Genomic DNA, 25,487 nt, shown 5'->3' on the forward strand with positions numbered 1-25,487 from the left:
CCTTTCCAGGCTCAGGACCTGACCTTGCGCTCCTTGGGAGGCAGATAGCTGTTCAGCTTTTCTTCGAGAATGCGCGGGTTCTCGCCCCGGGAAATGGACATGATCCCTTCCACGATCATGGAACGGACCAGAACTTCCTCCCGGCTGCGCGCGCGCAGCTTGCCGGCCATGGGAATGAAAATCAGATTGGCCATGACGGCTCCGTAAAAGGTGGTCAAGAGGGCCACGGCCATGGCCGGGCCGATGGTGGAGGGGTCGTTCATGCGCTTGAGCATGAGCACAAGCCCGATGACCGTCCCGATCATGCCCATTGCCGGAGCCAGATTTCCAAAGGTCTGCAGAATTTCGGCCCCCTTCAGGTGCCGCTCCTCAAGACATGAAATCTCGGTCTCCATGATTTCCTGGATCAGCTGCGGATCAAGACCGTCCACGGTCAGTTGCAGGCCTTTGCGCAGAAAATCATCCGGGATGTTCTTCAGATGCGCTTCCAGGGACAGGATTCCCTCGCGCCGAACCCGGGTGGCGTAGTCGGAAAACTGGGCGATCAGGGCCGTCGGATCGTCGGCCTTGGACATGAACGTCTTCTTGATGATGCGGGCCACGCCGAGAACGCTCTCCAAAGGATAGGTCACCAGCACCGCGCCTATGGTTCCGCCAATGACGATGAGCAGCGAGGAAAAATCCAGAAACAAAAAGCCGTCCCCGCCAAGGGCGGCGATGACCAGCCCGAAGGCGACCAAGATTCCGATGATTGTGGCCAGATCCATAAAAACATCCGTCCCCAGTGGCCGTTAGTTTGAGCCGCGTTCTCCAAATATTCTGGTGCCGATGCGCACCAAGGTGGCCCCTTCCTCGATTGCCGCCTCGAAATCCCCGGTCATGCCCATGGACAATTCCGGCAAGGCAAGGCCGAAGCCTGTGCGCAAGGTATCGGCAAGCTCCCGCAAGCGGGCGAAATAGGGGCGCGCCCGATCAGGATCATCAAAAAAAGGAGGCATGAGCATGAGTCCCCGCCAGCGCAAGAACGAACTTCCGGCCAGAAACTCAGCCAAAGGAGGCAGGTCCGCCTCGAATATACCGCTCTTTTGTTTTTCTGCGGCCAAGTTGACCTGCACCAGCACGTCCTGCGTCAGATCCATGGCTTCGGCCTGACAATGCAACGAGCGGGCCAGTTTCAGAGAATCCACCCCGTGAATCAGGGCAAAGCGCCCGACCACGCTCTTGACCTTGTTGGTCTGCAGATGTCCGATAAGATGCCAGGATATCTCGCGCGGCAGGACCGCCATCTTGCCGAGGGCCTCCTGCACGTAATTCTCACCGAACATCGGCTGACCGGCCTCGAAAAGCGCCCGGATGTCGTGCGCCGGATGCAGCTTTGAAACGGCCAGCAGACGCGCGCTGTCCGGCGCCCGCCCGGCCCTGCGGGCAGCTGCGGCCATCTGCTCCAGGACTTTTAGCCAACGGTCGGTGATGCTTGATTGATCCATGGACGCTCCCTTCTTTTCCTAGGACCCAAGGCCCAGGGAAGTCATGAACTGACCGTCCTCGGTCCATCCTTCGCGCACCTTGACCCAAAGTTCCAGATGCACCTTTGTGCCGAGCAGCGCTTTGAGTTCCTGGCGGGCCTGTTGGCCGATAACCTTCAAATTCTGCCCCTGCTTGCCCACGATCATTCCTTTGTGACTGTTTTTTGACGTATAGATCATGGCCCCGATCATGGTCATGTTCTGCTCCGGCAATTCTTCCCAAGTCTCGATTTCAACGGCCACGTTGTAGGGCAGTTCCTGGTCCAGAGCCAGGAAAAGCTTTTCGCGGACGATCTCCGAGGCCATGAAACGCACGGAAGCCGTGCTCAACTGATCTTCGGGAAAAAGCGCCGGGCTCAGGGGCAAGAATTCGCGGACCACGGCCAGAAGACCGTCAACGCCTACGCCGGTGCGGGCCGAGATGGGCACCAGCTCCACTCCGGGCCAACGCTCGGCGCAATCGGCCAGCAGTCCGAGCAAGCGTTCTTTGGGCTTGATCTGATCGACCTTGTTCAAGGCCACGGCCATGGGCACGCCAAGAGAACCGATGCGACTGGCCAGAGGACGCAGGTCGCGCTCCAGGGCCTTTTCGTTGCCCGCATACCGAGAGCCGTCAAGAAACAGGATGACGCCGTTGGCCTCCTGCAAGGCACCCCAGGCGGCATCGACCAGAAAACGGTTCAGCTTGCCGCGCGCGGTGTGCACGCCGGGCGTATCCAGAAAAATGATCTGCTCTTCGGCGGTGGTGTGAATCCCGGTGATGCTGGTACGGGTGGTCTGGGGCTTGGGAGAGACAATGGCGATCTTTTCGCCAAGGACCTTGTTCAGAAAAGTGGACTTTCCTGCATTGGGGGGCCCGACTAGGGCGATGAATCCTGCTCGATAGGTAGGGGACATGGGTTCCATTATGATCTTTGTAAAAGGATACCGACGGGTTGAAAATCAACCGCGGGAAAGCTTTCGGGATTTACGGGAATTACCCCTTGCCCTGCGCTTCGGAATCTGGATATAGCCCCCAAACATTATGGGCAAGGACTTAATCATCGTCGAATCACCCGCCAAAATCAAAACCATCAAAAAGTTTCTGGGCGGCGGGTATGAAGTGGAAGCATCCGTGGGACACGTGCGTGACCTGCCGACCAAAACCCTGGGCGTGGACGAGGGCAATGACTTTGCCCCGGACTATCAGATCATCCCCGGCAAGGCCAAGGTCGTCAGCAAACTCAAATCCGCGGCCAAGGCTGCGGACACGGTCTATCTGGCACCCGACCCGGACCGTGAAGGGGAGGCCATCGCTTGGCACGTGGCCGAAGTCATCCGGACTTCCAATCCGAATGTGAAACGCATTCAGTTCAACGAGATCACGGCCAAGGCGGTCAAAGAAGCCTTGGCCAACCCCACGGAACTGCGCAAGCCCCTCTTCGATTCCCAGCAGGCCAGACGCATTCTGGATCGCCTGGTGGGCTACAAAATTTCTCCGCTGCTCTGGAAAAAGGTCAAACGCGGCCTGTCCGCCGGCCGGGTCCAATCCGTGGCCCTGCGTCTCATCGTGGACCGCGAACGTGAACGCCAGGCCTTTGTTTCCGAAGAATACTGGGTTTTCAAGATCACGGTCCAGGGCGAGACCCCTCCGCCCTTTGACGCCGACCTGTGGAAAGTGGACGGGGAAAAACCCGTCATCGGCGACGAAAAGACGGCCCTGGCCCTGGAAAGCCGCGTCGACGGACAGTCTTATGTGGTACGGGACATCGTCGAGAAGGAACGCCAGCGCCACCCTCGTCCGCCGTTCATCACCTCCACCCTGCAGCAGGATGCCAGCAACAAGCTCGGCTTCAACGCCAAACGGACCATGTCCGTGGCTCAGCGCCTCTACGAGGGCGTAGAGCTTGGCGAACGCGGAACCACGGCACTCATCACCTACATGCGTACCGACTCGGTGCGCATTTCTGATGAGGCCAAGGACGGCGCCCGCGAGTGGATCACCCGCACCCTGGGGCCGGAATTCTATCCCAAGGAGCCCCGGGTCTACAAAAGCAAGGGCAGCGCCCAGGACGCGCACGAAGCCATTCGCCCCGTCGATCCGAGCCTGACTCCCGATTCCATCAAAAACAACCTGCCGCCCGAACAGTACAAGCTCTACCGGCTCATCTGGGAGCGCTTCATGGCCTCGCAGATGGCTTCCGCCCGCTTCTGGGATACCGTGGCCACCATTGAAAGCGGCCCGGCCCAATGGCGCGCCAAAGGCGAGAGACTCGTCTTCCCCGGTTTTCTGCAGATCTGGCCGCAATCCTCGGACAACCAGAGCGCCTTGCTGCCGAAACTTGTGACCGGACAGGAACTGCGTCTGGAGAAGCTGCACAAGGAACAGAAATTCACCCAGCCCCCGGCTCGCTTCTCGGAAGCGTCCCTGGTGCACAAGCTCGAAGAGCTGGGCATCGGCCGACCCTCGACCTATGCGGCCATCATCTCCACCCTGACAGAGCGCGACTACGTCCACATCGAGGAAAAACATTTCCAGCCCACGGACCTGGGCGTCATTGTCTGCGACCTTCTGGTGGAACATTTCGCCCACCTCATGGACGCCGGCTTCACGGCGCGCATGGAAGAAAGCCTCGACCATGTCGCCGAGGGCGAAACCGACTGGGTCGCCCTGCTCCGGGATTTCACCCTGGACTTCAACCCGACCCTGGACAAGGCGCGGGAAAACATGACCCAGGTCAAGGCCGGCATGGACACGGGACTGTCCTGTCCCCAATGCGAGGATGGCAGGCTTGTGGTCAAATTCGGCAAGAACGGAACTTTTCTGGGCTGCGCCAACTATCCGGCCTGTTCCTTTACCAGCAACTACATCCGCAACAACGCCGGGGAAATCGAGCTGGTCAAGGAAGAAGCGCCCGAAGAGCTCGGGCCCTGCCCCAAATGCGAAGACGGTCGGTTGGTGGTCAAAAAGACCAAGACCGGCGGCAGATTTGTAGCCTGCTCCAATTATCCCGCCTGCCGCCACACCAAATCCGTGAGTACCGGCGTGGCCTGCCCCAAGGACGGCTGCGACGGCGAACTGGTCGAAAAAACCAGCCGCCGCGGGAAGCCCTTCTATTCCTGCAGCAAATATCCCAAATGCGATTACGCGGTCTGGGATTTCCCCGTGGCCAAGCCCTGTCCGCTGTGCGAATCAAAAATCCTGGTGCGCAAAGAGACCAAGGCCAGGGGAGCGCACCTGGCCTGTCCGGTCAAGGATTGCGGATACTGGGAAAAATTGGACTAGACCAACCCGCCCCGCATACAGACCCTGTATTTCTTCAGAAACGCCACCGGGTTGTAGCTGAGCTTGGCTTTGCGCAACCCTTCGTCGCCAAGGTCCTGCTCACGGTTGACGATTTGGAAGCCCTGGCAGCACTGCTCCAGAAAAATCTGGTTGATGGCCTGGTACACGCCCTTGAAATTGGGACACCCTTTTTCAAAATGGATCACGACGGTCGTATCGTCCAAGGCTTCCGCAATGGTGTAGGCGATCATCTTTTCATCGACCACCAGCCCCCCTCCGATAAGCCCCCCCAGCCTGGACCAGTCATGCATGACCTTGACGATGGCCAGGTTTTCCGCGTCCAGAGTCTGGTCGTTCTCGCTGTTGCGCCACAAAAACCAATCCGTCTGCAAGGCTAAGGCGCATTCCACCGTTTTTTCATCCAGTGTCACGAATTTTGCGTCATGGTCGCGCATGAACTGATTGAGCAGATTTTTCTTGTTGTGAAATTTCCGCCCTTTCAGCTCGGTCAACTCACCAACATCATAGAGATAATCCCAGTGTTCCCTGCACTCCTCGACTTCGACCCCGCTCAATCGTTGTTCCCAGATGAGCTTCAATTCCTCGGGGATGCGGATAAAGCAGGTGCTCTCAGGCAGGGAGTCCTGCAAGGCCCCCCAGTCGGCCTTTTCCCAATCCCCGACAGGAGCCCAGTACAAGGTCTGCGGAAAGGTTTGCCGAATCAGTACATAATCGTCCCTGAAGGACCATTCCAGGCCGTATTCCCGGCCCCAGCCCCAGAGGTTGATAAAGCTGTAATCCGACGGTTTTTGGCTGCACTGTGCCAGGCGCCGGTTATATTCTTCCTGCCCGTCAAGGGTGATGGGGCGAAACGTTGTTTCCATAGGCCCTTCCGATATAAGTTACGCAACAATTACGGTCATTTTGATCAGATTTAAAAACTCAAGAAATCAAAGCTCTTGCAGTTGAGGCAAAAACAATTATACTTTGTAACCCGTGGATGTCAAAGCACGTAACCCCATTTTTCCGGAAGCATGAACCTTATGTCAGATACCCAGGCCGACTGGAAACTAAAAACTCCTGCCCCCGAAGCAGAACTCAGCGTTGCTCAGCAAAGAGGCATCGCCGAACGGCTTGAAGTGAGCCCCCTGCTGGTTCACTTGATGTCCCTGCGCGGTCTGGCCTGTGAATCCGACATGGACAAATTCCTGAGCCCCGGGCTTCGCTACCTGCATCCGCTGGACAAATGGCCCGGCATCGAAGCAGGTGCGGCCCTGATCTGCGCCGCGGTGAAGGAAAACCGCAGGATCGCGGTCTGGGGCGACTACGATGTGGACGGAATTACCGCCACGACGCTGGTCATAGACTTCATGGCCCGCCGGGGCGTCGAGGTGAGCCATTACATCCCCGACAGGCTTGACTTCGGTTACGGGCTGCATGTCGACGGCATCCGCGAACTGGCGGCCCAGGGTGTCGGTCTCCTGCTGACCGTCGATTGCGGCATCGCCAACATCGAAGAGATTCGAGAAGCCAAGGCGCTGGGGATGCACGTCATCATCACCGACCATCACCTGCCCGGCCAGGACCTGCCCGAGGCCGAGGTCATCATCAACCCCAAGCTCGAGGGCTGGCCCACTCCCAACCTCGCCGGGGTCGGAGTGGCTTTTCTGCTCATGGGCGCGGTAAACCGTCTCCTCCCCGGGGCCGCGGTGGACATCCGCGATTTCCTGGACCTGGTCGCCCTGGGCACAGTCGCCGACGTTGTCCCCCTGGATGAACAGAACAGAATCCTGGTCAAAAACGGGCTTCTGCTGATCAAGGAAGGCCGCCGTCCCGGCATCCAGGCCCTCAAGGAAATCAGCGGACTTGGACCTGACGACAACGTGGGTACAGGCTCCATCGGCTTCGCCCTGGCGCCCCGCATCAATGCCGCCGGCCGCATCGGCGACCCGGACCTCGCCGTACGCATGCTCTTGGCGACAGACCCGGAGGAAGCACGGCAGCTGGCCACGAAACTCGACAAACTCAACGCCAAACGCAAACTCGAAGAGCAGCGCATCCTGGAAGAAGCCATCACCCAGGCCGAGTCACAGCTTCACCTGCCCGGCCTCGTGCTGCATTCCGAACACTGGCACTCAGGCATCATCGGCATCGTGGCCTCGCGCATCGTGGAGCGCTTTCATCGCCCGTGTCTGATCCTGACCAAAGAAAACGGAATCTTCAAAGGCTCGGGCCGCTCCACCCCCACCTTCGACTTGTATCAGGCCCTCCTGTCCTGCAAACAGTGCCTCTACAAATTCGGTGGCCACCGGCAGGCCGCAGGGCTGAAACTCGAACCATTCCAACTGGCCAATTTGAAAAATCTTTTTGCCTGGGCCGTGGAAGAGCAACTGGGCGCAAACCCGGCCCCGCCAGTCCTGGAACTGGACGCGGAACTGCCCTTTGCCTTGATCACGGCCACGTTGCTCAAAGAACTTGAACTCCTGCAGCCCTACGGCCAAGGAAACCCGAGGCCCATTTTCCTTTCCCCGCCGCTAAGCATCCTCAAACATCGTTTTTTCAGTCAAAAGAAACACTTGGAGCTGCATTTGTCCGACTCCAGCGACGGAACGAACATGCGCGCCGTGGCCTGGAGACAGGGAGAACGCTGGCAGGATGCATCTTTTACGGGCAAACAGATCAAGATCGCCTACACTCCGCGGCTGTCGAAATTCAATGGACTGCAACAGATCGAGCTGGCCGTGCAGGACATCCTGTCTTTGGAATAACCGCACTTTTCTTTATCGCTGAAATCACGTAGATAGCACCGAAAATATTGGAGGAATATATGAAAAGCCTCAAGAATTTGATGATTCTTCTCGTGCTGCTCAGCACCGGATGCGCGGCGCTGGTGGTCGGAGGCGCGGCAGCGGTGGGAACGTACACTTATGTTGCCGGGCAGCTGCAGCGAACCTACAACGCCAATCTCGACGCCACGTACCAGGCCACGTTAGCCGGATGCGAAGCGCTTGGGCTGCCCGTGCAGGACAAGCAAAAGCAGCTCAGCAAGGCATCGGTCAAGGTGCTGGACGGGGACCGGGAAGCCTGGATATCGCTGACGGCCCAAAGCTCAACGACCACCGAAGTCTCCATCCGGGTGGGGTATCTTGGCGACGAACTGGCATCGCGGCGCATCCACGAAGCAATCCAGGCCCGGTTGTAACGGCCAAGGCCCCCGCGCACCGGGGGCTTTTTTGCTGCTGCGCCTTTCAAACCCAGACAAAGCGCATGGCCTGCATGAACGCGGCGCCGAAATTCTCCTTTTCCACCAGGCTTTCCACGACCACCCGGCGAGGCAGGTCGGCCAGCCAATCGCGGATCTCTTCCCGCTCCAGAGCCAGTAACGTTCCGGCCAGGGCTGTGTTTCCGACCACGTGTATTTTTTCCCGCCACGCCTCGGGCAAGAAACCCAGCGTGATCAAGTCTGAAGGGTCTGCATGCTCTCCCAGCGCCCCGGCCAGATAAATCCGCAGCACGTCTCCTTCCAGCAGTCCCGCACGCCGGACCAGGCTTCGCAAGGCCACGTTGACCCCGGCCTTTGCTTTGAGGAATTCTTCGACATCACGTTCCGCCACAAAAACCCCCGGTTCAAGGTCGAATATATGACCGAGCCGGTGATCGCGTATCTGCTGCGCTATCTTGCGGGCCAATGGCATCGTCACAACCTGAAAATGCCCCGCCTCATCGAGAACGTCGAGACGGCGTAGCAACGCCAACAGGGATGCATACCCGGTCCCGGATATGCCGCTCAAAGGCGCCCCGCTCCATTGCAGGCCTTTTGGACCCAGATTGACACGGCTGAGCACCCCCACTCCCGCCATGGCTCCGCAGCACAGGCCCACGCCTTCGATGGCCGGTCCCATGGGCACGCTGCAGGCAAAAAAATGTTCCGCATCCAGTGCCAGCACAAACTCCCCGTTAGTGCCCAGGTCGGCGAGAAGAAAGGGGTACTGCGGCTCAAGAGTTGAAATATAGGCCAAACCCGCGCTGATATCGGCACCGATAAAAGGGCCGAGCAGCGGCGGAATATAGGCTTCAGGCAACGCGACATCAATGCAGACCGTCTCGCCGCCGCGCCAGGGCAGGCTATACGGGGCGTAGGCCAAACCGCCCAGCGGGGCATCCAGGAGGGTTGCGATCATGGTGCTGTTCCCGCAGACGGCCAGGGAAACGGCGCCGCTTTGGCGCACCAAATCCTTGAGCACCGTGATGACAGATTGGCGCAGGTGATCGCGCGCCGCATCCGAAGAAAGCGCATATCGCAGCCTGGACATGACCTCGCTGCCAACGCCCATCTGCGGATTGACCATGGCGAATTCCGGGCTATGCCCAACACGGGAACACAGTGACCACTTGATGCGGGTTGTACCGATATCCACGGCCAAGCCCTCGCCACGAGCACCGGCCAACGTGCGTGGGTCAAAAGCGGGTACTTCAATGTCGCACGACTGAAGCACCAGGTGCTTGCAGCCAAGCCGCCAACCGGCCGCCAATTCTTCGGCACTCAGCCTGACCTGATCATCAGCGCACGGCGCGGGGGCGTCATCCAGAAACCGGATTCTGCATTTGCCGCACAGTCCCGTGCCCGCGCACAAGTCACGTCCACGGCCGATGCCGGCCTCAAAAAGCAGGTACAGAAACGGCTTTCCTGGCTTCGCCATGACAGTTTGCCGGGCGGCCCCGGCCTGATGGATGTCGATTCTCAGCACAGCAGCAGCCGCTTCCCATCAGCGCGAGGAGGCTCGACAACGCCTATCTCTGCGACCATCTCACCTCCTTCTCGCAGCCACGCCCGAACATCGTCCAGCAGATCAGGCGTCACGCCAAGGAGCATACCCCCGGAAGTCTGCGCATCATACATGAGGTCCAAAAGAACGGGATCAAGCCCGGCGGATGCCTCAACGGTTTTGTTGCAAAAATGTTTGTTGGCGTGACTGCCGAGGGGTAAAAGACCGATGCGGGCCAGCTCAAGGGCGTGATCCATGATGGGCACGGAAGAAACATCAAGAGATATGCAGCAATCCGAGGCTGTCGCCATTTCAAGCGCATGTCCCCCCAGGCCGAAACCCGTGATGTCCGTGGCGGCCTTGAGTCCGAATCTGGCAACAGCTTCGCCCGGAACGCGGTTCAGTCGCGCGGCCCAGCGATACACGTCCTCTTCAAAGGCGTCGCTCCCCTCCCACTGCCCCTTGATGGCCGTAGCCAGGACGCCTGTGCCTACAGGTTTGGTCAAAAGAAGAACATCCCCGGGGCGCAGCCCCGCATTCGTGGCATATCTGTCCGGGTCGATAATGCCCGATACGGACAATCCGTACTTGATCTCTTTGTCCTGAACGCTGTGCCCACCGACCAGCAGGGCTCCCGCCTCCTGAATTTTGAGCAAGCCTCCGCGAAGGATTTCCCGCAACACGCTGATATCCATGGTCGCTATGGGAAAACACACAATGTTCATGGCCACATACGGCACCCCGCCCATGGCATAGACATCGGACAATGAATTGGCGGCGGCGATCTGACCGAATTTAAAGGGATCGTTGACGATGGGTGTAAAGAAATCCAGAGTCTGGACCAAAGCTTTTCCTGCGGGGAAACGCACGATTGCCGCGTCCTCGCTGTTTCCCATCCCCGTCAGGATGCGATCATCATCCTCAAAATGCAGCCCGAGCAATGCCTGCTCCAAGTCCCCTGGAGCCAATTTGGCAGCTCAACCGGCGGCGCTTACCGTTTGAACCAATGGCGTATTTTTCACGATCCAGACCTCGCAGCGATATTTTGAGCGTTGTTTTTGAAAAATTCTATCAGCTTGAGAGCCGCCGGAAAAAGGGATCTCTTCTTGTTGAAGACGATATGAAAGGATCGTTCCAGGTGCAGGCCGGGAAGATCGACAGCCACTAATGCTCCCTTCTCAAGCTCGTGGTGGACACTGATGGCGGAAGTGATGGACGCACCCATGCCGGCCGAAAGACACCGTGCCATGGCCCCGGCATTGCGCACCATGATGACGGTCCGCAGAGAATGGATGTCAATGTCGAACCGAGACAGACTCTCGGCCATGGCCACGCGTGTTCCCGAGCCATCCTCGCGCAAAACCCATGGCAGGGCTTGCAAAAGGTCTCCCACAGCCAGGTGCCGATATTTTTCAAACAGCTGAGGAGTCATGACAAGGACGAGTGAATCGCTTGCGATTTTTTCGTAATGCAAATCAGGCGATTCAAAGACAGCTCCGACCACACCAAGCATAAGCTCGTTGTTTCGAACCTGCGTTACAATATCCTCGGAGTCCCCTATGTGCAAATCCATCATCACTTCCGGGTACTTCTTCCAAAATTGCGCCAGGATTTCCGGCATGATATAGTTTGCGGGAATCGTGCTGCCGCCGAGATCGAGTTTGCCCGTAATCCGGTCCTGCAGCTTTCTGAGTTCGGAAATCGCAAGTTCCGAAGCCTCAAAGATTTTCTTGGCATGCCCGTAAAGGACCTCGCCGGCCTTGGTCGGCACAACCGTCCTTCCAATGCGGTCAAAGAGCTGGACTTCGAGTTCCTGCTCCAAGGAAGCCACATGAGCGCTGATCGTCGGCTGCGAGAGATACAGCGCCTTTCCCGCTTTCGAAAAACTACAGTGCTCATACACTTTGGAAAAAGCTTCGATCTTCCGAATATCCATATATATCCATTCCTGGTATAGACGAAAACGATACATTGGGACAAAAAAAATGAGGCAGCCAGGCTGCCTCATTTTGCGTGCTATCTATGCTTCTTCTGTAGCTTCAGGAGCTGCAGCATCAGTTGTTTCGGCAAACTTGTCGCTCAAACGGGTGAACTCGATAAGTGCCATGGAGGCACTGTCACCAACGCGAGGAATACCAAACTTGACGACTCTGGTGTACCCGCCGGGAACTTCCTTGAAGCGGGGACCAATTTCATCAAACAATTTTTTAACACTGTGATGGCTTCCCAGAACCGTGAAGGCCTGCCTGCGAGCATGCAGGGTATCCTGAAGCGCCATCGTGATGAGCTTGTCAGCAAAGATGCTCAGTTCCTTGGCCTTGGCTTCAGTCGTGCGGATACGCTCATGTTCGACCAGGGAGCGAGCCATATTCTTCATCAGGGCCTTGCGGTGTTCCCACGTACGCCCCAGTTTTCGACCAGCTTTTCTATGCCTCATCTTCTTCGTTCCTCTTTAACCAATCCTGGTACAATTCGTCAAAATTATCGACTCTGATTCCGAAATCAAGTCCCATGCTCTCAAGAACCCGGCGAATGTCTTCCAAAGACTTCCGACCAAAATTCTTGGTCTTCAGCAAATCAGCCTCGGTCTTTTGGACCAGTTCGCCAACGATATGAATGCCGGCGCTTTTAAGGCAGTTGCTTGCTCTCACGGGAAGTTCAAGATCTTCGATGTTCTTGAAGAGATTTTCGTTGATCTTGTCCTGGGGCTTGGATTTGGCCTTCTCGATATCCGCCGAGCCTTCATCGAAGTTGATGAAGACAGTGAGCTGCTCTTTCAGAATTTTGGCGCTGAAAGCCAAGGCATCGTCCGGAGTGATGGATCCGTCGGTCCAAACCTCGATGATCAATTTGTCATAATTGGTCATCTGGCCAACTCGAGCCTGCTCGACCGCATAAGCAACCTTGCGGATGGGAGAAAAACTTGAGTCCAGGGTGATAACGCCGATCTCGTTGTCCAAATCTTCGTGCATCTCGGCAGGGACATAGCCCTTGCCCATGCGAAACTCGAGATTCATGACCAAATCGATATCTTCAGAGAGAGTCGCGATATGCAACTCAGGATTGAGAATCTTAATATGCTGATTTTCAACAATTGCAGATGCCGTTACTTCGCCTTTGGCATTGGCGATCAACTGCACCCGCTGTGGCTCAGGAGTATTCATGGCCACGCGCAATTGCTTCAAGTTCAGAACAATGTCCGTGATATCTTCAGTGACTCCGGGGATGGTCGTAAATTCATGCTGAATGCCCTGAATATTGACCGAGACCGGTGCCGCGCCCTGAAGAGATGAAAGAAGAACCCGGCGCAACGCATTTCCGATCGTGGTGCCAAAACCTCTTTCCAGAGGTTCGCACACAAACCGCCCGTACATGTCATTGCACTTCGGATCTTTCTCAAGTTGTTCCGGCCTGACAAGCTCTGCCCAATTTCGGACGTAAACTTTTTTGTCTCCGCTATACGTAGAACTCATGTTTACCGCCCTTTATTTGGAGTAGAGTTCAACAATCAACTGCTCAGTCATGGGGAACGTGATATCTTCCCTGGTGGGAAGAGCCTTTACAGATCCCTTGAAGGCAGGAGCATCGATCTCGAGCCATGCAGGTACGCCGCGACGAGCGACAACTTCCAAAGCCTCGGTGATAACAAGGTTCTTCTTGGTGCGATCCCGCACCTCAAGAACGTCACCCGATTTCATCTGAATCGAAGGCACATTGACGCGACGGCCATTGAGGCTGAACAAACCGTGGCGAACCATCTGGCGAGCCTGGCTGCGCGAATTGGCAAAACCAAGTTTATACGCCACGTTGTCGATGCGGGTTTCAAGCAGCATCAGAAGATTTGTGCCGGTAATTCCCTTGCGACGTTCAGCTTCTTCGAAATATCTGCGGAACTGACCTTCAAGGATACCATACATCTTTCTTACTTTCTGCTTCTCGCGAAGCTGCAAGGCGTAATCGCTGGGCTTTTTGCGAGCCTTCCCGTGATCGCCAGGCGCATAGGCACGACGCTCGAAAGCACACTTATCAGTATAACATCTATCGCCTTTGAGAAAAAGCTTTCCGCCTTCTCTACGGCATATTCTGCACTTAGGGCCTGTATATCTAGCCAAGGTAAATTCCCCCTATACTCTACGACGTTTGGGCGGACGGCAGCCGTTATGCGGAATGGGTGTCACGTCGCGGATAAAAGCGACGCGCAAACCGACAGCATTGATTGCACGCATTGCGGACTCGCGTCCAGAGCCAGGTCCCTTCACAAGAATACCTACAGAGCGCATTCCGCACTCCATCGCCTTACGGGCAGCGGTTTCCGCGGCCTTCTGAGCAGCAAAGGGGGTGTTCTTACGGGAACCCTTGAAACCGGAAGCGCCTGAGCTCGCCCAGCTGATTACGTTACCCGTCGGATCTGTGAAGGTAATAATCGTATTATTGAAGGTGCTGTTCACATGAGCAATACCCGTGGGGATATTTCTCTTTTCCTTTTTCTTGATTACTCTCTGCGGTCTTGCCATTTGTCTGTCTCCACCCAGTTACTTTTTCTTCTTACCAACAATGGCTCTGCGTGGGCCTTTGCGCGTGCGCGCATTGGTATGCGTACGCTGACCACGACATGGCAAGCCGCGCCTATGTCTCAAACCTCTGTAGCAACCGATATCCATAAGACGCTTGATATTGGCCACGATCTCACGGCGTAAATCGCCTTCGACCTTATGACTGGCTTCCAATTCTTTACGAAGCGTGTTGATATCGTCACTAGTGAGATCGTCACTGTTTTTGGTCCAATCAATACCTGTAGCATCAAGGATTTTAAGAGCTGTAGCTCGGCCGATGCCATAAATATATGTCAATGCAATATCTAGCCTTTTGTTTCTCGGCAAATCTACACCAACTAATCTTGCCACAATATCCCCCTATCCTTAACCCTGTCTTTGTTTATGCCGCGTATTGTCACAAATCACTCTAAGCACGCCTTTGCGCTTGATAACTTTGCATTTGGGACAAATTTTGCGAACTGAAGGTCTAACTTTCATTGAATCCCCCGAAGATTTTCAATTGAAACTCAAGCCAAATTACATTTGGCTGAGAATAAATGGTCCGTCCTTGGTAATAGCCACCGAATGTTCAAAATGAGCAGATAGGCTTCGATCTTTGGTCACTGCGGTCCAACCGTCGGAGAGGATTTCGACCTGGTCGGTACCCATTGCAACCATTGGCTCAATGGCAATCACCATTCCCGGCTTCAAAGGCAATCTTGAGCTATTCTTGGGCACGAAATTGGGGACTTCCGGCTTCTCATGAAGCATCCTGCCTATCCCATGACCAACAAATCGCTTGATAACGGAAAACCCTTGAGCCTCAACCCGTTCCTGTACAGCCCGTGAAACATCGTAAAGGTCATTTCCTGGAACGGCCTGCTCGATTCCCAGCTTAAGAGAATCCAAGGTGACGTCCAGTAAATGGGCCGCGCCCTCACTGATGCTTCCTACAGGAAAGGTCCTTGCGGTATCTCCGTAAAAACCCTGAAACTTAACTCCAAAATCAATGGAGACTATGTCACCATCAACCAGTTCACGCTTAGATGGAAATCCATGCACGATCTCTTCGTTGACGGAACAGCATAGAGCATATGGAAAACCCAGGTAGCCCTTGAATGCTGGAATAACATCACATGAAGCACAAAGCTCTATAGCTTTTTCTTCCAACTCCCAGGTAGTTACTCCGGGGGCAACCAAGCAGCCAACTTCATTGAGAATATTGGCCGCTATAAGATTGGCTTCTCGCATAACGGCAATTTCCTGCGTATTTTTCAGGAAAATGCCTCTGTGTTTTTTCAACCTTGCCTGCCCTTGATTTTCGCCTTGGCAAGCAGGCCGTCATATCTGCCGGAAATAAGATGCGACTGCACCTGGGACATGGTGTCCATGGCTACGCCGACAACGATCAGCAGGGAAGTGCCTCCGTAATAAAACGGGACATTGAACTGCTTCATCAGGAGCATGGGCAAAACACAGACGAGCGAGATATACAAAGCGCCCCACAAAGTCAAACGGGTCAGAACCTTGTCAATGTACTCGTTTGTTTTGAAGCCAGGGCGGATGCCGGGGACAAAAGCCCCTTGTTTCTTTAGGTTTTCCGAAATTTCCTTGGGGTCAAAAACGATGGCCGTATAGAAAAAACAGAAAAATACGATGAATGCCACAAAACAAATATTGTAAATAATGGAATCTGGCCTGAAATAATCAGACATCTTGTTCAATATTTCAACATTTGAAAAATTGGCTATCGTCGCAGGAAACATCAGGATCGACGATGCGAAAATGGGCGGGATGACACCGGCCGTATTTATGCGCAACGGCAGATGACTTGTCTGCCCACCATACATTTTCCGTCCGACCATACGCTTGGCGTAATGGATGGGAATCCTTCGCTGAGCACGCTCCATGAAGGTGATGCCGACCAGAACCCCAGCCATGACGACCACTACCAGCAGCACAGTGAAAAGGGAAACGTCACCGGCAGTGAAAAGCCGGTACGATTTTCCGATACCGCTGGGCAGACCGGAAATGATACCCGCGCAGATAATCAGGCTGATACCGTTACCAATCCCTTTTTCCGTGATTTTCTCACCAAGCCACATGATAAACACGGTGCCGGCAGTGAGAGTCAGAACGGTGATGAACCGGAAGCCCCAGCCTGGCATATAGACAATGGAAGCCCCAGTGGGGCTTGTCATAGTCTCAACACCAATGGCTATTCCAAGGCCCTGGATCACGGATATCAGCACCGTTCCATAACGCGTATACTGGGTGATCTTCTTCTTCCCTGCAGCGCCTTCTTCCTTGCTCAGCCTTTTGAGTTCAGGACTGACCACAGTCAAAAGCTGCAGGATGATCGAAGCGGAAATGTAAGGCATAATCCCAAGTGCAAAAATGGACAGATTCATCAAGCCGCCGCCCGAAAACATATCGAACAGCCCAAAAAGGGTGTTTTGTGCGTTGGCAAAAAAATCTGCTAGAGCATTCCCGTCAACACCTGGTATCGGCAGATGTACACCTACGCGGAAAACAGCCAACAGGAGAAAAGTCCAAATAAACTTGCTTTTCAGCTCTGACATACCCGTGTTTGCGCCTTTGGATATACTCACAATGCTATCCTTCGATCGAAATGGCTTCGCCACCCGCTGCAGTGATTTTTTCTACAGCCTGTTTGCTGAACTTGTGTGCAGTAATCTTAAGCGCCTTGACGGCGTCGCCGTCGCCAAGAATCTTGATCGGCTGATCGCGATCAACCAAACCGGACAGATACAAATCCTCGATCAGTACTTCAGCCTTGTCAGCAAAGACGGAATAGACTGTCGAAAGATTAAGAGTCTGGTAGGTAACGCGAAAAGGGTTCTTGAAGCCACGTTTCGGCAGTCGGCGATAAAGGGGCATCTGGCCGCCTTCAAACCCTGCACGTACACCGCCGCCAGCGCGGGCATTTTGACCCTTGTGACCTTTGCCTGAAGTTCCGCCCTGGCCCGATGCAGTACCGCGGCCCAGTCTTTTCACCTTGGCGCGTTCCTCGGGATATGGATACAATTCATGCAGGTTCATTATTGAATAACCTCTACAAGATGCTTGACTTTATTGATCATCCCTCGAACACAATCATTGTCGGGAAGAGTGCGGACCTGGTTGAGCTTGGTAAAACCAAGAGCCTTTACAGTTCTTTTCTGCACAGGACTCTGGGTAATCAGGCTCTTAGTCAGTTTGATCTTAATCATAACTTCACCTATTTTCTCTTGATGGTGAGAGTTTTGCCTCTCATCCGTCCGACGAGCTCGGCGCTGCGAAGGGAACGAAGTCCTGCAAATGTAGCACGAAGCACATTGTGAGGATTGTTCGTGCCGATGGCCTTGGTCAGGATGTCATGAACGCCGGCGGCTTCCATGACGGCACGGACGGGACCGCCGGCAATGATTCCGGTACCCGCGGAAGCAGGCTTGAGCATGACATGACCGGCACCAAAATTCCCCAAAACTTCGTAAGGGATGGTCCCATCGAGAAGTTCAACCTTCTGCATGTCCTTGCGAGCCCTGTCAGTAGCCTTCTTGATGGCATCGGGAACCTGATTCGCCTTACCCAGGCCAAACCCTACGGTTCCCTTTCCATCACCAACCACAACTAATGCGCTGAAGCTGAATCGACGGCCACCCTTGACAACTTTGGCGACGCGATTGAGATAGACAATTTTCTCAATGAGTTCAAATTCGTTTTGTTGCATGGATGTCCTCGATTAAAAATTTAAGCCGCCTTCTCTGGCTCCATCGGCAACGGCTTTGATCCGGCCATGGTATACGAAGCCGTTGCGATCAAAGACCACGGAAGTGATGCTCTTCTTGATCGCTTCTTCGGCAACCTTCTTTCCTACCAACTTTGCATTCTCGACAGTCAGGCGAATATTGTCACCTTCAAGGCTCAGCGTTGATGCGGAAGCCAATGTTGCGCCAGCCAAATCGTCGATTATCTGCGCGTAAATATGCTTGCTGGAACGAAAAACAACCAGTCTTGGCCTTTCAGGCGTACCGTTGATCTTTTTACGAATCCGCATCTTGCGTTTTTTACGGGCTTCATCTCTTGATAATTTCATAGCTTATCCTATTTCTTGCCGCCGGATTTGCCGGCCTTGCGACGGATAGTCTCATCGGTGTATTTGATTCCCTTGCCCTTGTACGGCTCAGGCGGACGTACCCGACGAATCTGAGACGCAACTTCACCCACAGCCTGCTTGTCGCATCCGGAGATGGTGACCTTGTTGCCTTCGGCCTTGGCCAGGATTCCGGCGGGCAGCGCGAAGTTGACCGGATGAGAAAAGCCGACGTTCAGCACAACGGTATTGCCCTGAACATTGACCTTGTAACCAACGCCGATGACTTCGAGAGTTTTTTCGAAACCCTTGGTGACGCCGGTAACGGCATTAGCAAGCAGAGTCCTGCGCAAGCCGTGCTGCTGGCGTGCGATCCTGCTGTCATCAACAGGATTTACGGAAACCGTATTGTTATCGACACTGACTGCGATGGCAGGATGAGTGGCAAGAGTAAGAACCCCCTTGGGTCCTTTCACTTCTATCCCGCTTTCTGCGATTTTAAGATCAACACCACTCGGGATGCTGATCGGCATTTTTCCTACTCGAGACATAGCGATCTCCTACCAAATCTCACAAAGAAGTTCGCCGCCAACGCCGATTTCGGCAGCCTGTTTTCCCTCGAGCACACCCTTGGATGTGGACAAAATGCAAATTCCAAGACCATTTTGCACAGAAGGAATGCTCTTCGCACCCACATAAATACGACGACCTGGCTTGCTGATTCTCTTCAAGCCGGCAACGACAGCCTTATTTTCATGGTATTTCAAATTAACCAGTAAGGCATCATTCTCAAGGGCATATCCATTGATATAGCCCTCTTCGTTCAATATTTTGAGCAGCGCCTCGCGGGTGCGGCTGGGAGTAATGGAAACAGTTGAATGCATCGCTTTGTATGCATTACGAATTCGAGTCAATAAATCTGCAATAGGATCTATGACAGACATGAGCGTACCTCATTTACCAGCTAGATTTTCTTACGCCAGGCAGTTCACCGGCAAGGGCCATATTCCTGAAGCAGATTCTGCAAATGCCGAACTTACGCATGAAGGCTCTGGGCCGACCGCAAATAGGGCATCTGTTGTACTGGCGTGTGGAAAATTTGGGCTTCCGCTGAGCCTTGACCATCAAAGATGTACGAGTCAAGTTACACTCCTCCTTACTTCTTGAAGGGCATTCCAAGAAGCTTCAACAGCATCTTGCCTTCTTTGTCAGTCTGGGCAGTAGTTATAACAGAAATATTCATACCCACTGCTTTTTCAATCCTATCGATCTCGATTTCGGGAAAGATAGTATGTTCCTTTATGCCAAGGGTATAATTTCCGCGGCCATCAAAACCTCTGTCCGGTACGCCCCGGAAGTCGCGGACTCTGGGAAGCGCAATCGTAAGCAACTTCTCCAGAAAAGCCCACATCCTGTCTCCTCGAAGCGATACCCGGCAGCCTACAGGCATTCCCTCACGCAGCTTAAATGCGGCGATGGATTTCTTTGCCCGAGTTACAACGGCCCGCTGACCAGCAATCAGAGACAAATCGCGTACAGAATCCTGTATGATTTTGTTATTCTGGCTACCTTCACCCAGTCCCATATTCAATGAGACACATTTGATCGACGGAATCTGCATCACAGAAGTGTAGCTGAATTCCTTCGAGAGTTCAGGAGCGACTTTATCTTTGTAGATCTTTTCGAGACTACTCATTGCTGCACCTTAACTGATCGTTTCATTGCATTTTTTGCAATAACGAACTTTCTTGTTATCGTCAGTAAACTTATAACCCACTCTTGTCGGCTTTGAGCAAGCGTTGCACACCAGCTGAACGTTAGATACGTTCACGGGCATTTCCTTCTCAACTATTCCGCCAGGCTGGTTGTTATAAGGATTAGGCTTGGTGTGTTTTTTCACCATATTAGCCTTCTCGACAATAACCTGCTTTTTGCTGCGAAGAATTTTGACAACCTTGCCGATCTTACCTTTGTCTTTTCCGACAAGAATCATCACATTGTCGTCTTTGTGAATTTTCCAGACATGAGTAGACATAGATTACAACACCTCTGGGGCTAAAGATACAATCTTCATAAAGTTCTTTGCCCGCAATTCACGTGCAACAGGCCCAAAAATACGAGTGCCCATCGGCTCAAGGTTCTTATTCAGCATAACTGCCGAATTATTGTCGAAACGGATAAAAGTACCATCGGGTCGGCCGATCTCTTTTGTTGTTCTTACAACTACTGCCTGGAGAACATCGCCCTTTTTTACTTTACCATGAGGGATCGCTTCTTTGACGGACACCATGATGATGTCGCCAACACGAGCATATCGTCTCTTGCTTCCGCCTAGCACCTTGATGCAGGCAACCTTCTTGGCTCCGGAATTGTCTGCGACATCCAAAGTCGTCTGCATTTGAATCATTTTACAATCCCCTACAAAGCTCTTTCAATGATTTTCATCAGATGCCAATTTTTCCGCGCACTCAAAGGGCGGGACTCGACGATCTGAACTTTATCCCCAATGTGACATTCGTTGTTGGGGTCATGAGCCATGAATTTCTTTCTGCGGCGGATATATTTTTTAAGAACAGGATGTTTGACCAGTGTTTCGACACGCACGACAATGGTCTTGTCGTTCTTATCGCTCACTACGAAGCCAACAAGAGTTCTCTTGTTTGATGTCTTTCCGCTGTTACTCATCACCTGTCTCCATGTCCTTCGCTTTCAAAATCGTCAAAATCCGAGCTATGGATTTCTTAACAAGCGGTATTCTCTGACTATTTTCAAGCTGCGCGGTTGCATGCTGAAAACGAAGATTCATCAATTCCTTACGAAATTCACCAAGTTTCACCTGGAGCTTCTCAGGACCCAATTCCCGTAATTGTTGAGCATTCATCCTGTCTTACTCCTTTTCGACTATGGTAGTCTTTATAGGCAGCTTGTAGGCAGCTCTCTGCAATGCTTCTTTAGCCAGCTCAAAGTCAACACCCTTTATTTCGTAAAGGATACGACCTCTTTGAACCGGAGCGCACCAACCGACCGGCGAGCCCTTGCCTTTACCCTGACGAACTTCCAAGGGTTTGGCCGTGATCGTCTTATCGGGAAAAATACGAATGAAAACCTTGCCGCCTCTTTTAATGTGCCGCATCATCGCGATACGGGCGGCTTCAATTTGCTGACTCGTGAGTTTTCCGCATTCCATAGCCTTCAAACCGATTTCACCAAAAGCAACCGTGGTCGCGCGTCCTGCAAGACCGCGAATACGACCTTTCTGCTGCTTCCGAAATTTGACCTTTTTAGGACTCAGCATCAGCTATCTACCTCGCTCAGGATCTCTCCCTTGAACACCCAAACCTTTACGCCAATGATGCCGTAAGTGGTCTTTGCAAGCGCAACACCGTAATCAATGTCGGCACGCAGGGTATGCAGGGGCACACGACCCTCTCTCGCCCATTCTGTACGAGCGATTTCCGCTCCACCAAGACGTCCGCCGCACTGGACTTTGATACCAAGTGCGCCAAACTTCTGAGCCATGCCCAGAGTCTTCTTGATGGCTCGACGAAAAGCTACCCGACGCTCGAGCTGCTGCGCAATGGATTCCGCAACGAGCTGTGCATCTGTTTCCGGGCGGCGAATTTCGTTTACCTCAATCACAAACTCACGAGCAAACTTGCCTTTGAGTTCGGCCCGCAGCTTTTCAATTTCAACGCCCTTTCGTCCGATAACAATACCGGGGCGTGCAGTGAAAAGAATCAAACGAACCTTATCGGCAGCTCTCTCGATTTCAATCTTGGAAATACCGGCGTGGAACAGCTTTTCCTTTACATACTTCCGAAGTCTACTGTCTTCGAAAACATACTCAGCATATTTCTTGTCGCTGAACCAACGGGACTTCCAGTTTTTATTGTATCCCAGACGGAATCCGTAAGGATGAACTTTATGACCCAAAGCACTGCCCTCCTAGAGTTCATCGACAACCACAGTAATGTGGCTGCTGCGCTTGATAATTCTGTAAGCCCGGCCCATTGCCCTGGACTGAATCCGCTTCCAGCTCGGGCCGCCATCGATGCGAACTTCTTTCACATAGAGGTTATCGACGTTGAGCTTGGAGTTGTGTTCAGCGTTAGCAATTGCAGTCGTCAGAACCTTCTCAATCAGACGGGCAGCTTTCTTGGGGGTGAATTTCAGGACATTCAACGCATCTTCCACGTGTTTACCGGTCACGTTACGTGCGACCAACCTGGCTTTCTGCGGGGAAACGCGTATAAACTTGGCAACTGATCTTGTTTCCATTTGAAACTTCCTGTCTATTTCTTCTTCTTATCAGCAGCGTGGCCAAAAAAAGTCCTGGTGGGTGCAAATTCACCAAGTTTGTGTCCGACCATATTCTCAGAGACAAACACCGGGATAAATTTCTTTCCATTATGCACTGCAAAGGTAAGTCCGACCATCTCGGGTAAAATCGTAGACCGGCGAGACCAAGTCTTGATCACCTGACGGCTTCTATCAGCGTGGGATTTTTCCACCTTGTTAAGCAGATGGCCATCCACGAAAGGGCCTTTTTTCAGAGACCTAGGCATAGAAACTCCTACTTACTTCCACGGCGTTTTACGATTAACTTGGACGAAGGCTTCTTCGGCGAACGAGTCTTGTATCCCTTGGTCGGCTTACCCCAGGGGGTAACGGGATGACGTCCACCAGAGCTTCTGCCTTCGCCACCACCCAACGGGTGATCGACGGGGTTCATCGCTACGCCACGAACCTTGGGACGATTGCCCAGCCAACGGTTACGTCCGGCTTTACCGATAGAGACATTCTCATGCTCGATATTGCCGACCTGACCGACGGTCGCGATGTTCACGGCCAAAACCTTGCGAACTTCGCCCGAAGGCAATCTGAGCAGTGCGTACTTGTCTTCCTTGGCGATCACCTGGGCGTATGCACCGGCAGAGCGGGCCAACTGGCCTCCGCGTCCGGGGTACAGCTCAATGTTGTGCACCAGGGTTCCAAGGGGAATGCGGGCCAACGCCAGAGCATTGCCCGGCTTGATGTCGGCCTTGTCGCCGGCCAGGATCTGATCGCCGACATTGAGGCCAAGCGGACAAATTATGTAGCGCTTCTCGCCGTCAGCATAATGCAGCAAGGCGATACGGGCGCTTCTGTTCGGATCGTACTCGATAGTGGCGACCTTTGCCGGGACGTCAATTTTGTTCCGCTTAAAATCAATCAGGCGATACAAAGACTTGTTTCCACCGCCACGGCGGCGCATGGTGACACGACCGTTATTGTTGCGGCCGCTTTTTTTATTCAAACCCTTGGTCAGGGACTTTTCAGGAGTTGTGCAAGTGATCTCATCAAACGTGAGAACAGTCTGCGACCTGCGTCCGGCAGATGTGGGTTTAAGCTTTCGAATTGCCATGATTACACCCCTTCAAAGAAATCAATCTTTTCGCCGGCGGCAAGAGATACGTACGCCTTCTTGTATCCGCTGATCTTGCCAACCACGCGACCGAACTTCTTTCTTGTACGCGGACGATAATTGACAATGTTCACGGCGGTGACTTTCACGTTGAATACGTTCTCCACTGCACGCTGCACATCGATTTTGTTCGCGGCAGAATGAACAAAAAAAGCAACTTGATTCCCAAGTTCCTTGAGGCCCGTAGATTTTTCAGAAATCAACGGCCTGAGTAATACTTGCGTGCTTTCCATTATTTCAACCTCTCCTGCAGGGCCAAAACAGCACCCTGATCCAGGACCATCTGGGGATACTTGAGGATTTCGTAAACATTGATCGACTGCGGATCCAACACGAGAATACCAGGAACGTTCCTGGCCGAAAGAGCAAGGTTGGTATCTTTTTCAGCAACAACAATCAAGGCTTTTTTCAACCCGAGGGTATCCTTGCAGGCCACAAAGTTCTTGGTTTTGATCTCATCGAACTGCAGCTTGTTGACGACAAGCATATTCTCAGAGGTAAACCGCGAGGAGATGGCCATCTTCAGAGCAAGCTTGCGGATCTGCTTGTTAATCTTGAAACTGTAGTCACGAGCCTGAGGACCGTGAATCACCGCGCCGCTTCTCCAAAGAGGGGACCGGCTAGATCCTGCACGGGCCCGTCCAGTGCCCTTCTGGCGCCATGGCTTTTTGCCACCGCCCCGTACGAGACCGCGGGTCTTGACGCCGACGGTTCCGGAGCGAAGCTTCGCCAAGTGAGACTTGACAGCCAGATGAAGCACTTCGGGTCTTACTTCGACCTGGAAGATGTCATCGGCCAGGGAAATCTCGCCGACTTCCTTCCTGTTTTGATCGTATACTTTCGCGTTTGCCATTATCTATACCCCTTTACTTCATCTTGCTGAGGACGACGATCCCCTGCTTGGGTCCTGGAACTTGGCCGCGTACAAGCACGACATTATCTTCCGGGCGGACGTCGACAATCTCAAGATTGAGCATTGTGGCGGTCTTGTTTCCAAGCTGACCCGGCATTTTCTTTCCCTTGAAAACCTTGCTCGGCCAGGCGCACTGACCGATCGAGCCGGGCTTTCTGTGGACCTTTTCGTGTCCGTGTGAAGCAGGAGCTCCGCTGAAATTCCAGCGGCGGATGACGCCTGCGAACCCGCGACCCTTGGATGTGCCGGTAACGCGAATCTTTTCGCCGGGAGTGAACATTTCGACGGTCAGCTTCTGACCGATTTCATATTCATCAACGCTTCCAAGACGGATTTCCTTCAGCATTTTGTAAAAGCCACAATTTGCCTTTTGCTGATGGCCCTGCTCGGGTTTGGTCAGTCGATGTGCAGCCACTTCTTCAAAACCAACCTGTATCGCAGTGTACCCGTCTTTTTCGCTGACCTTTTTTTCAATAACTGGGCAGGGACCGGCCTGAATAACCGTTACGGGGATGACGTTTCCGTCAGCTCCGTAAATTCTGGTCATGCCGATCTTGCGCCCAACGATTCCCAAAGTCTTTTTCATGATAGCCTCTCGTTATCCCTACAGCTTGATTTCTACATCAACGCCAGCGGGAAGATTCAGCTTACCCAGAGCATCAACCGTCTGTTGGGTGGGTTCAAGAATGTCCAAAAGGCGTTTGTGTACACGCATTTCAAACTGTTCCCGAGATTTTTTGTCCACGTGCACAGACTTCTGAACTGTCTGCTTGTGGATACGGGTCGGCAACGGAATAGGGCCGGCAATGGATGCACCGGTATTACGTGCTGAATCGACAATCTCGGCTACAGCTTTATCCAGAATGCGGTAGTCGTACGCTCTCAATTTTATGCGAATTTTGTCACTGTTCATGATGACCTT

General features: G+C 53.5%; 39 protein-coding genes. 3 read left to right on the forward strand and 36 right to left on the reverse strand.

The annotated features are described in order from the left end of the window. Window positions 1–11: 11 nt before the first annotated feature. The 3 genes from DBAC_RS13685 to era are packed head-to-tail and all read right to left on the reverse strand — an operon-like array spanning window position 12 to window position 2,423. On the reverse strand, window positions 12–767 hold the full coding sequence (locus DBAC_RS13685) for a motility protein A (protein WP_015774903.1): 756 nt from the start codon (window positions 765–767) through the stop codon (window positions 12–14). A 24-nt stretch (window positions 768–791) separates the two neighbouring features. After that, the gene (locus DBAC_RS13690) at window positions 792–1,487 is read right to left on the reverse strand and encodes a YggS family pyridoxal phosphate-dependent enzyme (protein ID WP_015774904.1); all 696 of its coding nucleotides are present in this window, start codon (window positions 1,485–1,487) and stop codon (window positions 792–794) included. A gap of 18 nt (window positions 1,488–1,505) precedes the next feature. Next, on the reverse strand, window positions 1,506–2,423 hold the full coding sequence (gene era / locus DBAC_RS13695) for a GTPase Era (protein ID WP_015774905.1): 918 nt from the start codon (window positions 2,421–2,423) through the stop codon (window positions 1,506–1,508). A 127-nt stretch (window positions 2,424–2,550) separates the two neighbouring features. On the opposite strand from era, the gene topA reads away from it, so the two are divergent. Then, a complete protein-coding gene (topA, locus tag DBAC_RS13700) occupies window positions 2,551–4,791 on the forward strand; it encodes a type I DNA topoisomerase (protein ID WP_015774906.1) in 2,241 nt (746 codons plus the stop codon). Here the strand turns inward: topA and DBAC_RS13705 are convergent. Further along, window positions 4,788–5,675 (reverse strand): DUF2156 domain-containing protein, encoded by an 888-nt coding sequence (locus tag DBAC_RS13705; RefSeq protein WP_015774907.1) that lies wholly within the window; start codon window positions 5,673–5,675, stop codon window positions 4,788–4,790. The genes topA and DBAC_RS13705 overlap by 4 nt on opposite strands. 150 nt (window positions 5,676–5,825) lie before the next feature. Between DBAC_RS13705 and recJ the strand changes: the two genes are divergently transcribed. Both recJ and DBAC_RS13715 read left to right on the forward strand, forming a co-directional pair. Further along, complete coding sequence (gene recJ, locus DBAC_RS13710; RefSeq protein ID WP_050762104.1) at window positions 5,826–7,559, forward strand: single-stranded-DNA-specific exonuclease RecJ; 1,734 nt, start codon at window positions 5,826–5,828, stop codon at window positions 7,557–7,559. Window positions 7,560–7,618: 59 nt separating this feature from the next. Then, entirely contained in the window at window positions 7,619–7,993 is a 375-nt protein-coding gene (locus DBAC_RS13715; protein WP_015774909.1) for a DUF3568 family protein, read from the forward strand. 46 nt (window positions 7,994–8,039) lie between these two features. Here DBAC_RS13715 and DBAC_RS13720 read toward each other — a convergent pair whose 3' ends face one another. From DBAC_RS13720 to rpsJ, 32 genes are read right to left on the reverse strand one after another with little or no spacing between them, the layout of a single operon-like run. Next, window positions 8,040–9,491 (reverse strand): ASKHA domain-containing protein, encoded by a 1,452-nt coding sequence (locus DBAC_RS13720; RefSeq protein WP_143890951.1) that lies wholly within the window; start codon window positions 9,489–9,491, stop codon window positions 8,040–8,042. A gap of 41 nt (window positions 9,492–9,532) precedes the next feature. Continuing rightward, window positions 9,533–10,579 carry a selenide, water dikinase SelD gene (selD, locus tag DBAC_RS13725; protein WP_081434449.1) on the reverse strand — a complete coding sequence of 349 codons (1,047 nt, stop codon included), beginning with the start codon at window positions 10,577–10,579 and terminating at the stop codon, window positions 9,533–9,535. Further along, on the reverse strand, window positions 10,576–11,565 hold the full coding sequence (locus DBAC_RS13730; protein WP_081434450.1) for a selenium metabolism-associated LysR family transcriptional regulator: 990 nt from the start codon (window positions 11,563–11,565) through the stop codon (window positions 10,576–10,578). Before DBAC_RS13730 ends, selD begins: the two co-directional genes overlap by 4 nt. A 12-nt stretch (window positions 11,566–11,577) precedes the next feature. Continuing rightward, entirely contained in the window at window positions 11,578–11,994 is a 417-nt protein-coding gene (gene rplQ, locus DBAC_RS13735; protein WP_015774913.1) for a 50S ribosomal protein L17, read from the reverse strand. Next, window positions 11,984–13,030, reverse strand: coding sequence for a DNA-directed RNA polymerase subunit alpha (locus tag DBAC_RS13740; protein WP_015774914.1), 1,047 nt, complete (start codon window positions 13,028–13,030; stop codon window positions 11,984–11,986). The genes rplQ and DBAC_RS13740 overlap by 11 nt, the downstream gene beginning before the upstream one ends. A gap of 12 nt (window positions 13,031–13,042) precedes the next feature. Then, the gene (gene rpsD, locus DBAC_RS13745; RefSeq protein WP_015774915.1) at window positions 13,043–13,669 is read right to left on the reverse strand and encodes a 30S ribosomal protein S4; all 627 of its coding nucleotides are present in this window, start codon (window positions 13,667–13,669) and stop codon (window positions 13,043–13,045) included. A 12-nt stretch (window positions 13,670–13,681) separates the two neighbouring features. Beyond that, the gene (gene rpsK / locus DBAC_RS13750; RefSeq protein WP_015774916.1) at window positions 13,682–14,071 is read right to left on the reverse strand and encodes a 30S ribosomal protein S11; all 390 of its coding nucleotides are present in this window, start codon (window positions 14,069–14,071) and stop codon (window positions 13,682–13,684) included. A gap of 18 nt (window positions 14,072–14,089) precedes the next feature. After that, window positions 14,090–14,461: a 30S ribosomal protein S13 gene (rpsM, locus tag DBAC_RS13755; RefSeq protein ID WP_015774917.1), complete on the reverse strand. Its 372-nt coding sequence runs from the start codon at window positions 14,459–14,461 to the stop codon at window positions 14,090–14,092. 15 nt (window positions 14,462–14,476) lie between these two features. Beyond that, complete coding sequence (rpmJ, locus tag DBAC_RS18525; protein ID WP_081434451.1) at window positions 14,477–14,590, reverse strand: 50S ribosomal protein L36; 114 nt, start codon at window positions 14,588–14,590, stop codon at window positions 14,477–14,479. A gap of 39 nt (window positions 14,591–14,629) precedes the next feature. Beyond that, a complete protein-coding gene (gene map / locus DBAC_RS13760) occupies window positions 14,630–15,394 on the reverse strand; it encodes a type I methionyl aminopeptidase (protein ID WP_015774918.1) in 765 nt (254 codons plus the stop codon). Further along, window positions 15,391–16,674, reverse strand: coding sequence for a preprotein translocase subunit SecY (gene secY, locus DBAC_RS13765; RefSeq protein WP_218915621.1), 1,284 nt, complete (start codon window positions 16,672–16,674; stop codon window positions 15,391–15,393). Before secY ends, map begins: the two co-directional genes overlap by 4 nt. 34 nt (window positions 16,675–16,708) lie before the next feature. Further along, on the reverse strand, window positions 16,709–17,155 hold the full coding sequence (rplO, locus tag DBAC_RS13770) for a 50S ribosomal protein L15 (protein ID WP_015774920.1): 447 nt from the start codon (window positions 17,153–17,155) through the stop codon (window positions 16,709–16,711). Then, a complete protein-coding gene (gene rpmD, locus DBAC_RS13775; RefSeq protein ID WP_015774921.1) occupies window positions 17,155–17,325 on the reverse strand; it encodes a 50S ribosomal protein L30 in 171 nt (56 codons plus the stop codon). Before rpmD ends, rplO begins: the two co-directional genes overlap by 1 nt. 8 nt (window positions 17,326–17,333) lie before the next feature. Further along, window positions 17,334–17,825, reverse strand: coding sequence for a 30S ribosomal protein S5 (rpsE, locus tag DBAC_RS19145; protein WP_015774922.1), 492 nt, complete (start codon window positions 17,823–17,825; stop codon window positions 17,334–17,336). 12 nt (window positions 17,826–17,837) lie between these two features. Continuing rightward, window positions 17,838–18,191 (reverse strand): 50S ribosomal protein L18, encoded by a 354-nt coding sequence (gene rplR / locus DBAC_RS19150; RefSeq protein WP_015774923.1) that lies wholly within the window; start codon window positions 18,189–18,191, stop codon window positions 17,838–17,840. A gap of 8 nt (window positions 18,192–18,199) precedes the next feature. Continuing rightward, a complete protein-coding gene (gene rplF / locus DBAC_RS13790) occupies window positions 18,200–18,739 on the reverse strand; it encodes a 50S ribosomal protein L6 (protein WP_015774924.1) in 540 nt (179 codons plus the stop codon). Window positions 18,740–18,748: 9 nt separating this feature from the next. Continuing rightward, window positions 18,749–19,132 carry a 30S ribosomal protein S8 gene (gene rpsH, locus DBAC_RS13795; protein WP_015774925.1) on the reverse strand — a complete coding sequence of 128 codons (384 nt, stop codon included), beginning with the start codon at window positions 19,130–19,132 and terminating at the stop codon, window positions 18,749–18,751. A 13-nt stretch (window positions 19,133–19,145) separates the two neighbouring features. Then, on the reverse strand, window positions 19,146–19,331 hold the full coding sequence (locus DBAC_RS18535; RefSeq protein WP_015774926.1) for a type Z 30S ribosomal protein S14: 186 nt from the start codon (window positions 19,329–19,331) through the stop codon (window positions 19,146–19,148). Between the two features lie 13 nt (window positions 19,332–19,344). Further along, window positions 19,345–19,884 (reverse strand): 50S ribosomal protein L5, encoded by a 540-nt coding sequence (gene rplE, locus DBAC_RS13800; RefSeq protein ID WP_015774927.1) that lies wholly within the window; start codon window positions 19,882–19,884, stop codon window positions 19,345–19,347. Between the two features lie 9 nt (window positions 19,885–19,893). Then, on the reverse strand, window positions 19,894–20,223 hold the full coding sequence (rplX, locus tag DBAC_RS13805) for a 50S ribosomal protein L24 (RefSeq protein ID WP_015774928.1): 330 nt from the start codon (window positions 20,221–20,223) through the stop codon (window positions 19,894–19,896). 3 nt (window positions 20,224–20,226) lie between these two features. Next, complete coding sequence (gene rplN, locus DBAC_RS13810; RefSeq protein WP_015774929.1) at window positions 20,227–20,595, reverse strand: 50S ribosomal protein L14; 369 nt, start codon at window positions 20,593–20,595, stop codon at window positions 20,227–20,229. A gap of 11 nt (window positions 20,596–20,606) precedes the next feature. Beyond that, entirely contained in the window at window positions 20,607–20,873 is a 267-nt protein-coding gene (gene rpsQ, locus DBAC_RS13815; protein WP_015774930.1) for a 30S ribosomal protein S17, read from the reverse strand. Next, the gene (rpmC, locus tag DBAC_RS13820; protein WP_015774931.1) at window positions 20,866–21,069 is read right to left on the reverse strand and encodes a 50S ribosomal protein L29; all 204 of its coding nucleotides are present in this window, start codon (window positions 21,067–21,069) and stop codon (window positions 20,866–20,868) included. The genes rpsQ and rpmC overlap by 8 nt, the downstream gene beginning before the upstream one ends. A 6-nt stretch (window positions 21,070–21,075) precedes the next feature. Then, window positions 21,076–21,483, reverse strand: a complete 408-nt coding sequence (gene rplP, locus DBAC_RS13825; protein ID WP_015774932.1) for a 50S ribosomal protein L16 — start codon at window positions 21,481–21,483, stop codon at window positions 21,076–21,078. Beyond that, complete coding sequence (gene rpsC / locus DBAC_RS13830; protein ID WP_015774933.1) at window positions 21,483–22,121, reverse strand: 30S ribosomal protein S3; 639 nt, start codon at window positions 22,119–22,121, stop codon at window positions 21,483–21,485. Before rpsC ends, rplP begins: the two co-directional genes overlap by 1 nt. Before the next feature lie 12 nt (window positions 22,122–22,133). Next, entirely contained in the window at window positions 22,134–22,466 is a 333-nt protein-coding gene (gene rplV / locus DBAC_RS13835; protein ID WP_015774934.1) for a 50S ribosomal protein L22, read from the reverse strand. Between the two features lie 14 nt (window positions 22,467–22,480). Continuing rightward, window positions 22,481–22,753, reverse strand: a complete 273-nt coding sequence (gene rpsS / locus DBAC_RS13840; protein WP_015774935.1) for a 30S ribosomal protein S19 — start codon at window positions 22,751–22,753, stop codon at window positions 22,481–22,483. A gap of 8 nt (window positions 22,754–22,761) precedes the next feature. Then, a complete protein-coding gene (rplB, locus tag DBAC_RS13845) occupies window positions 22,762–23,592 on the reverse strand; it encodes a 50S ribosomal protein L2 (RefSeq protein WP_015774936.1) in 831 nt (276 codons plus the stop codon). A 2-nt stretch (window positions 23,593–23,594) separates the two neighbouring features. Beyond that, on the reverse strand, window positions 23,595–23,885 hold the full coding sequence (rplW, locus tag DBAC_RS13850) for a 50S ribosomal protein L23 (protein ID WP_015774937.1): 291 nt from the start codon (window positions 23,883–23,885) through the stop codon (window positions 23,595–23,597). Further along, entirely contained in the window at window positions 23,885–24,505 is a 621-nt protein-coding gene (rplD, locus tag DBAC_RS13855; RefSeq protein WP_015774938.1) for a 50S ribosomal protein L4, read from the reverse strand. Before rplD ends, rplW begins: the two co-directional genes overlap by 1 nt. 13 nt (window positions 24,506–24,518) lie before the next feature. Beyond that, the gene (gene rplC, locus DBAC_RS13860; RefSeq protein WP_015774939.1) at window positions 24,519–25,151 is read right to left on the reverse strand and encodes a 50S ribosomal protein L3; all 633 of its coding nucleotides are present in this window, start codon (window positions 25,149–25,151) and stop codon (window positions 24,519–24,521) included. An 18-nt stretch (window positions 25,152–25,169) separates the two neighbouring features. Then, on the reverse strand, window positions 25,170–25,478 hold the full coding sequence (gene rpsJ / locus DBAC_RS13865) for a 30S ribosomal protein S10 (RefSeq protein WP_015774940.1): 309 nt from the start codon (window positions 25,476–25,478) through the stop codon (window positions 25,170–25,172). Window positions 25,479–25,487 lie beyond the last annotated feature (9 nt).

The sequence above is a fragment of the Desulfomicrobium baculatum DSM 4028 genome, assembly GCF_000023225.1.
Lineage (GTDB): Bacteria > Desulfobacterota > Desulfovibrionia > Desulfovibrionales > Desulfomicrobiaceae > Desulfomicrobium > Desulfomicrobium baculatum.